We start from the raw sequence: 7321 nt of genomic DNA, 5'->3' as shown, positions 1-7321 counted from the left end.
TATACTCGCCCATGGTTGTTCTCCATTCGATGCTTGGGCCCGGCCGCAAGTCGAGAGCCCGTTCGTCCATCTTATCGGGGAACAACCACCCATTCGAACGGCCAGTAGAGGCCCGGAGGCGCCGCGCTCCCGCGATTACCCCATGTGTGMAAACGCGCTGACGGCGTTTGAGCGACGAGCGGCGTGAACGCGTGACGAGATCGGGTTCAGGCGCGGATCGCTTCCATCAGCGACTTGGCACCGATGATGGCGATAACGCGTTTGAGGTTATAGGCGAGGACGTGGAGCCCGATCTCGGTCTTCACGTTGGGCAAGTGCCTCGTCAGGAAGTGCGTCGATCCCATCCAGGCCTTGATCGTGCCGAAGGGGTGCTCGACGAGCCGCCTTCGCAGGCGCATGACGCCGGGCGTCAGGTCCATCCGCTGCTGAAGGGCGTCGATGAGCGCCTCGTGCTCCCAGTGGGTCACGCGCCGCTCGACGCTGGGTGTGCACTGAGCCTTGAGGGCGCAAGCCTGGCAACTGGCACGATCCCAGTAGCGGTGGAGCGTCATGCCCCGCTCGACCGTGGTCATATGGCGCGGCAGCAGCGCGCCGGATGGGCAGCGATAGACGTCCTGCTCGGGCAGATAGACGAAGTCCTGTTTGCCGAACCGCCCCTCCGCCTTGGCGCCGGAGGTCAGCGGCTTGGGCAGATAGGGCGTCACGCCCAAGGCCTCGCAGGAACGGATCTCCTCGCCGGAGAAGTAACCGCGGTCGGCCAGCGCATCGAGCTTTTCCACGCCCATGACGTCTTTGGCCTTGGCGGCCATGGTTGCGAGCTGTTCGCGGTCGCTGCCGGTCATCACCACGTCGTGGGCGACGATCAGGTGATGCTCGGCTTCCACCGCGGACTGGACGTTGTAGCCGACGATCCCGCTGCCGCGTCCGCTGGTGGCCATCGAGCGAGCATCCGGATCGGTCAGCGAGACCTGACCGTCCGGCGCGGCCTCGACCCGTGCCTCCATCGCCTGAAGCAACTTCATCTGCTCGCGCAGCTGCTCGACCTTCTCCGTCAGCCGTTCCGAACGTGCCTCGGCGGCCTCGCCCTCCTGGCGGTCGGCCGTGTCGAGGTCGCGCAGGTAACCGGCGATGTGCTCGGCGACCTGCTCCAGGCGCTTCTGGAGCTTGTAGGCCGTGAAGTTCTTGTCGCGGCTGTTCACCGCTTTGAACTTGCTGCCGTCAATCGCGACCAGGGCGCTCCCGAACAGACCGATCTGACGGCACAGCACCACGAACTGCGCGCAAGCGGCCTGGATGGCCGGGCCATTGTCCTTCCGGAAGTCGGCGATCGTCTTGTGGTCAGGCGCCAGTCGGCCGGTCAGCCACATCAGCTCGACATTGCGCTGAGCCTCGCGCTCCAAGCGGCGGCTGGACTGGACCTTGTTCAGGTAGCCGTAGATGTAGAGCTTCAGCAGCGTCGCCGGGTGGTAGGCTGGCCGCCMCGTCGCCGCCGGTGTCAGGCCCTCGAAGTCCAGCGCCCTCAGGTCCAGTTCGTCGACGAAGACGTCGACCACCCGCACCGGGTTCTCATCGGCCACATAGTCGTCAAGACAATCAGGAAGCAGCGTCGGCTGGCGCCGGTCAGAACCTCACACATGGGGTAATCGCGGGAGCGCGGCGCCTCCGGGCCTCTACTGGCCGTTCGAATGGGTGGTTGTTCCCCGATAAGATGGACGAACGGGCTCTCGACTTGCGGCCGGGCCCAAGCATCGAATGGAGAACAACCATGGGCGAGTATATTGGTCTCGACGTATCGTTGAAAGAGACGGCAGTATCCGTGCGGCGGGCAGGCAAGCGGATTTGGCGCGGCAAGTGCCCGTCGGATCCGAGACTTCTCGCTGAGGTGATCCGTCAGCGGGCGCCCGAAGTTGAGCGGGTCGTCTTCGAGACCGGTCCATTGTCGGTGTGGTTTTACCATGCGCTGACGGCAGAAGGCCTTCCGGCGATCTGCATCGACGCGCGGCATGCCAAGGCGGCGCTCGACATGGCTCCGAACAAAACAGATGCGAACGATGCCGACGGCCTGGCGCATCTGGCCGAGGTCGGCTTCTTTCGCGAGGTCCGGGTGAAGGGCTATGACAGCATGCTGATGCGGACCTTGGTCGCAGCGCGCACCAAGCTGGTCCGGATCACCACCGAGCTCTCAAACCAAATCCGTGGTCTGATGAAGACATTCGGGCTGCTGGTCCCATCAAGCAAGGGCGGCAAGTTCGAGGAGCATGTTAGGCGGCTGCTTGCCGGCAAGGACGAGCTTGCGCGCGTCATCCGCCCGATTCTGGAAGCGTGGCGCGGCCTACGCCTGCGGGCAGCCGAGCTCGGGCGCCAGCTCCTGAGCGCCGTACGACAGAGCCAGGCCTGTCAGCTTCTCATGTCGATCCCCGGCGTGGGCGCGGTCACGGCAACCTCTTTCGCCACCGCCATCGAGGATCCGGCCAACTTCTCCAAGTCCCGCTCCGTGGGAGCATGGCTTGGCCTTACGACCCGGCGCTACCAGTCCGGAGAGGTCGATTATGACGGCCACATCTCAAGGCGCGGCGATGCCCATATCCGAGGCCTGCTCTACGAGGCCGCAACCGTCATCCTGACGCGAGCGCAGGCCGATAGCGCCCTGCGTAGTTGGGGCTTGAAGCTGCGTGAAAAGCTGGGCTTCAAACGCGCGGCCGTCGCCGTCGCGCGCAAACTGGCAGTGATCATGCACGCCATGTTGAAGTCCGGCGAGCCGTTCAACCGAACCGCCGCCGCCTGACGCGGCCAGGCTCGTTTGCGCCAATCCTGAAGGCGCTCTGAGGCGTCCCTGCCGGGACGTAGGCCGAACCATTCCGCCGAGGCTGTTGCAGTGTCGAGCCATGCTCGCCGCCTGCGCTCCACACATTGGAAGGTTCGCCCCGCGAAGCCCCATCATGCGGCGACTTCATGTCGACCGCGAAGACGACCGTGCTCCCGGCAAGCGACATCCCAGTCCGCAAAAAAGGCTTGATCTTCAAGCTGCGATTAGACGACAGCCTCGACCCGTAGCAGAAGTGAAAGGATCATGGGCTAGCTGGATTTCATGATCTATTGGCTGGACGATCGGCCGATCGAGTGGAGCTGCGAATGTCCAGTCCCTGGATGCCCAACCCCTTGAAGCCGTTGACGCCGATCGGTCGGCTTAAACTCGTGCTGGCCGCGATTTTTGCGGGTGTAATGTCCATGATCGGGTTCCGATATGCGCCAATGTATGCAGACCCGGCCTTTCAGCCGACTGGTCGTTGGGCGCGCATGGCAGACTGGGAGCCCTTTTGGAGGGGGGCATACGCTGCGATCGGGGCTGCGTTCTTTGCGCAGATGGCGGTTGTTTTGTTACTTTTAGCGATGAGGCGCGCCACACCGAAGCAAGCGTCCGAAGCGAAGAGAGAGCATAGCAGGGTGCAGGCCGGTAAGACACCGCGCTCGGACGCGGAACGTCCGTAGCCGACCCTTCTCGGACTCTGTCCCCATCGCCACCCGGCGTCCGGAATGCGCGGAAAAGGAGACATGCGCCCAGCGTCACGCGCCGTGCCTCTCCCGCACGGCGCGGAGGAATGCCCCCAAAAGCGCGCGCGCCGGAGACGCCGCTGTTCCCTCGAAGTTTCGCTCAAACTCATTCCCGGAACGGATCACCGCCGTGCAACTCGGACAAGCTTTCTTCTGCCCACTGGCCTGCCACTCGAAATCGGGCAGCTTCCACTGGACAAGAGTACGCGGCGCGAGGTGCCGAGCTATGGTGCGCGCGCCCGGCTTGCGGTGGTGGTCGGCGGCAAGTTCAACGGGCCGAATGACAAGCCGCTGGCGCTGACCGACCAGCGAGTTGTTCGGGCTGCGGCACGCAATCGACAGGACCGAAGCGGATTGCACGCGCAGGGCGTGTTTCGTCAACAGAATGGCGGGAATCAACAAAACGCGGCGGGATGAACAGGATACCTAGCCTGCGCCTTAAAATGAAAGAGCGACTACATGAATGCCATCAGCGCTTGGCTCGCACGCTGGAGCGCCCTGCCGGTCTCGACGCAAATCTTTCTTGCCGCCTGCGCGTTCCTTACTGGCCTCGGCGCATGGTGGAGCATCGATCAGCTCTCATACCTATCACGGTACAATATGTGCATGGCGTTCGAGAAGAAATCTTCCGCCCAATACTCATACGCCGACAGGCGTTGCATCAGCGCCGCCGGCCGTCGCGGTTAGGGGTTAAGCTGGTCCGAATTTAACACCGACAATTACTTGCGCCGTTCACGACGCAACGTTGCGGTGACTGTTCGACTGGTCGATCGTGATTCAGCAGAGGACGGCGAACCAACGCGTTCGCAGGTAGGCGCTCAGCGAGAACGGATGAAAGCCGGAACCAGATGCTGACGCGCGATGAAATCTGGATCTTGCACCTGTTTCGGCCAGACAGGGGCTGCGTCGAATTGCGGCCGGGCAAGGCGCGCGAGGAACTGATCCGGAAAGGTCTGATCGAGTGGACGCCCGCGCCAGCGTGGGGGGCGTCAACACCTACGCGCTCACTGAGCGCGGACGGGCGATCATGGGCGTCCTGCCGAAGTCGGCAGACTGATTAGCTGAGAAGATTAGGGCGAAGAAGCCGAGTTGAAGGCGACCGATCAAAGTCAGCTTTCAAACCGACATCGAAAGGGCAGAATCGACCCCATGTGAGACGTTCGCGGCCAAGCAAGCCGAGGGTGAGGTTGGCCTTTTCCGGACATCTAGGATGTCCGCTTCTGGGCAATCAGCCCAGAGGGCCGCGTCGGAGGGCACTGTCACCACTTAACGCGGCGAATGCTGCCCCTGCTCGGCAGCTCGCTTGGCTTTCGCTGGGCGTGTCGACTTCTTCTCTTCAGCCGCGTCAGACTCGACCTGCTCAATCATTATCGCCAGCGCAGCAAGGGTAATTTCCTTCTTCTTAGCGTCGGGATGCTTCTTGCGAATGGCAGAGAGCAATTCACTCGGATCGCGATAATGATGAGCAAGCTTAAGTATGGTCCTGCCGATTTCTTCATTATTCGAAGCCATGATACCCTCCTGCTCTTGGCTTTATAGAAGGATCCTTCTGCGCCGATAGCGACAGCGCACGAGCTTAGATTGAGGCATAACCGAACTCTCTACCGTTCTTCAGGCGCTTCTGAAACCGCGTCTTCTTGTATTTGGGGTCATTCGTCACTTCCGGGCCGACCCAGGTCGGTAATTCTACAACTTGGCCTTCATGTTCCAACTCGATTTCGGCAATCACGAGACCTTCCAAAGCAGCCTCGTAAACATCGACCATCCATGTCAGGCCGTCATAGGGCACAAGGAAGCGCGTCTTTTCAATAACCTGCCCATTGCAAAGCGTACTCAGCATCTCCTCGGCATCGGCACAGGAAATTTCATATTCGTACTCAGAGCGCGTGGCGCCAACCCGGGGGCCTTTGATCGTCAACCATGCTCGGTTTGCTCCAAGACGAACGCGGACCTTTCCGCCACCGAATTGAGCCAACAGTCCATCACGCAGGTGCTGCTCACTCTTAACCACGCTCCGCCACTGATCGCCCGTTACAAGGAACTTTCGCTCAATTTCAACGTGCATATCGCAACCCTACCGGCGGTCGTTGCGAGAGGACGGGCGTCTACCGCCCGTGTAACGCAAAGCTAGTGTAGGCGCCCTATAAGAGAGCGCCATTCATGTGTGAGTAAAGAAAAAATAGAAATACCGCGCGCCTATGCCGCGAGTGCTGGCCGCGCTCGCCATCCGGGGCTCCGATAGATTGGGACCGGTGTATCGGTAGCGCCCCGGTGCAAAACAACGCCACGCGACGCGTGGCGCGTCCAGTGGGATGTCCGCTTCTGGGCTCCAGGCGAATGTCTGCAATGGCGCGGTCCAACCCTGCGCCGTGACGCCCGCGACCTTCCGCTCACCACCCTTCTCAGACCATGGCGAAGTCCGCTTTGCGGCAAGCTCGCCAACGTCAGGTTTCGAGCGAGCACCTGATCACCGCTCTCGACCCGTCTGAGACATTTGAAGATCAGTCTCTGGCTACCGGGCTCGGTCCCATTCCCGACGCTGACTGCGCCCGCTTTCGGGCCAACCCAGCCTTCGTTTACCTCAGCCTCAGCCTTATTCTCTCAGAGAGCATCCACTCTTGACCCCAGAGTTGACAAGTGGCGGCGCGGCTTCGCCGTCCGACCGGAGCCAGCGGCCTGCTAGTCGCGCGGTTATTTGAGCAGCATTGGGAGGATGGCAAGTGCGGCGAGAGCAAGCACGACCCCGATGCGTAGCCAGATAGCTCTGCGGTTACTCCTCACAAGCATACAACGCTCCCCACGCAACGTTGAACTAGCATGGCAAGTCGCTGCCGACCTGCCTCCCAGCGACGGAGCAAGCCAAGTCCAGAAGTCATCATGGACCCGCCCTTGCGTGGCGCAAGATGCGTTGAGGTTACCGGGGCGTGTCCATTGTCACGACTCCGTCAGCGAGGGGCGTTGTCGTCTCGGGCTGGCCGATTAATGATCGCCCACGCTGATAATCAGGGATGACTCGAACGTGCCGATACTGGTGTGTTTGCGCGACGGCAATGAGCCGTCGCGCAAATCATTCAGCCCTTCGTGACGATTGGCGTCGCAACCGGCGGGGGCGCCTTGCCTTTGCCCTTGCCGACTCCAACGCAGCCGCCTGCCGCAAGCAAAGCGATCGATACAATAACAATAGCCGACTTCGTCATGTGTTGACCCTCGAAAATCGTTGCTACTTTGTTTGATAGAACTTGCTCCGTAACAACGTTTGGTAAAACAGCGGGCAACCGTCCTACACGATGCCGCTGCAACGACCTCCAGCGGTCCCGCCTATTTCCAGCAGGACCGCAGGAGTTCCATTCGCCGCGCGTCAGAACTTGTAGTTCACGCCGACGCGAACGATCCCGCCGCCGCCGCCGCCACTGGTGGTGGCGGTGTAGATTCCGGCCGGGAGCACGCCGCCCGCGGGGTTTTGGAAGACCCGGGTCTGTCGGCCCTCGCCGGTATCGACGTAGAGACCTTCGAGCTTGACCGTCCAGTTATTGGTGAAGGCGTATTCGACGCCGCCGCCGATGGTCCAGCCGGCATTGCTCGTCGTGTTGCCGGTCAGCGGGTTGCTGTTCAGGCCGCCATAGGCCAGACCGCCGGTGATGTAGACCAGGGTCCGATCGAAGGCGTAACCGATGCGGGCGCGCACGGTGCCGAAATACCCGCCGTCACCACCGCCATTATTTGCCCACCAGGTGTATTGCCCCCAGGACATATTGCCGTTCGATCCGAC

At 61.7% G+C, this 7321-nt stretch carries 6 protein-coding genes and 1 pseudogene; 3 read left to right on the top strand and 4 right to left on the bottom strand.

All coding sequences use genetic code 11. The features are described 5' to 3' along the window. Positions 1-206 precede the first annotated feature (206 nt). Positions 207-1628 (bottom strand): annotated as a pseudogene (locus tag AC1DGP_RS34565) (IS1182 family transposase); the annotation flags it as partial. 137 nt (positions 1629-1765) lie between these two features. On the opposite strand from AC1DGP_RS34565, the gene AC1DGP_RS34560 reads away from it, so the two are divergent. The 3 genes from AC1DGP_RS34560 to AC1DGP_RS34550 all read left to right on the top strand — a co-directional run bounded on the left by AC1DGP_RS34560 (position 1766) and on the right by AC1DGP_RS34550 (position 4239). After that, complete coding sequence (locus AC1DGP_RS34560; RefSeq protein ID WP_441509218.1) at positions 1766-2785, top strand: IS110 family RNA-guided transposase; 1020 nt, start codon at positions 1766-1768, stop codon at positions 2783-2785. A 983-nt stretch (positions 2786-3768) separates the two neighbouring features. Then, positions 3769-3969 (top strand): hypothetical protein, encoded by a 201-nt coding sequence (locus tag AC1DGP_RS34555; RefSeq protein ID WP_476770291.1) that lies wholly within the window; start codon positions 3769-3771, stop codon positions 3967-3969. A gap of 42 nt (positions 3970-4011) precedes the next feature. Continuing rightward, positions 4012-4239, top strand: a complete 228-nt coding sequence (locus tag AC1DGP_RS34550) for a hypothetical protein (RefSeq protein ID WP_476770290.1) — start codon at positions 4012-4014, stop codon at positions 4237-4239. Between the two features lie 579 nt (positions 4240-4818). Here the strand turns inward: AC1DGP_RS34550 and AC1DGP_RS34545 are convergent. From AC1DGP_RS34545 to AC1DGP_RS34535, 3 genes are all read right to left on the bottom strand, one after another. After that, positions 4819-5064 (bottom strand): hypothetical protein, encoded by a 246-nt coding sequence (locus AC1DGP_RS34545; RefSeq protein WP_441509168.1) that lies wholly within the window; start codon positions 5062-5064, stop codon positions 4819-4821. Positions 5065-5128: 64 nt separating this feature from the next. Further along, complete coding sequence (locus AC1DGP_RS34540) at positions 5129-5617, bottom strand: CYTH domain-containing protein (RefSeq protein ID WP_441509167.1); 489 nt, start codon at positions 5615-5617, stop codon at positions 5129-5131. A gap of 1293 nt (positions 5618-6910) precedes the next feature. Then, positions 6911-7321: outer membrane protein (locus AC1DGP_RS34535; protein ID WP_476833227.1), on the bottom strand; the 411-nt coding region annotated here is incomplete at its 5' end.

This window comes from Allobosea sp. 05T433, assembly GCF_056396065.1.
Note: the sequence above shows the minus strand (reverse complement) of the source record. Positions and strands in the feature narration are given on the sequence as shown.

Excerpts from the sequence above, each read along its gene's own strand:
- AC1DGP_RS34560 (WP_441509218.1), top strand. The coding sequence starts at position 1,766 with ATGGGCGAGTATATTGGTCTCGACGTATCGTTGAAAGAGACGGCAGTA.
- AC1DGP_RS34550 (WP_476770290.1), top strand. The coding sequence starts at position 4,012 with ATGAATGCCATCAGCGCTTGGCTCGCACGCTGGAGCGCCCTGCCGGTC.
- AC1DGP_RS34545 (WP_441509168.1), bottom strand. The coding sequence starts at position 5,064 with ATGGCTTCGAATAATGAAGAAATCGGCAGGACCATACTTAAGCTTGCT.
- AC1DGP_RS34540 (WP_441509167.1), bottom strand. The coding sequence starts at position 5,617 with ATGCACGTTGAAATTGAGCGAAAGTTCCTTGTAACGGGCGATCAGTGG.